This is a genomic window from Xanthocytophaga flava (assembly GCF_030068545.1).
GTDB classification, from domain to species: domain Bacteria; phylum Bacteroidota; class Bacteroidia; order Cytophagales; family 172606-1; genus Xanthocytophaga; species Xanthocytophaga flava.
Genome location: NZ_JASJOR010000102.1, coordinates 1 through 533 on the forward strand (window position 1 = coordinate 1; position 533 = coordinate 533).

Annotated in this window: 1 protein-coding gene; it reads right to left on the minus strand. The window is 40.9% G+C overall.

Features of this window, described 5'->3' with window-relative positions; translation table 11 throughout:
• On the minus strand, positions 1-533 hold a 533-nt coding region (locus QNI15_RS38945; RefSeq protein ID WP_314037618.1), incomplete at both ends, for a hypothetical protein.

Genomic DNA, 533 nt, shown 5'->3' on the forward strand with positions numbered 1-533 from the left:
TCTACATAAATATACCTGGTTCCACTGGCAGAAGTAGTAAAGCCTATTTCACATGTTCCGTTGGTAACTACTATTCCTGTAATACTAATTTGTGTCCAGCTATTATTGCTTATAGTTTGGGTAAGAGTACTTCCTCCATAGCCACTTGCATACATATACGAATTATCATTATTGGCATCTCTTACCCAGGCACTCAAGGTATAAGTCCCATTAGGTAGGCCACTCAGAGTCTGATAGGTTCTTACACTATAATTACCAGCACTGTAATGTGTCAGGTGGCGGGTAGAGCTTGAACCGGAATAAGCATTGTTGGTTTCAATATAAGCAGCAGAAGTAGATCCGGTAGATGTCCAGCCTGTTGTCAGAGCACTGGTAAAACTGGGGTTGGTTACCCGGTTAGCAGAAGAACCGATAGCTCTTCTCAGATTTCCATCTACATAAGAAGCAGATGAAAAGTTAGTAATTGCACTTGTTGTCCCATTCAGTACATACATCTCATAACCATTGGTTGTGATAATTCCCTTGGTCAGATT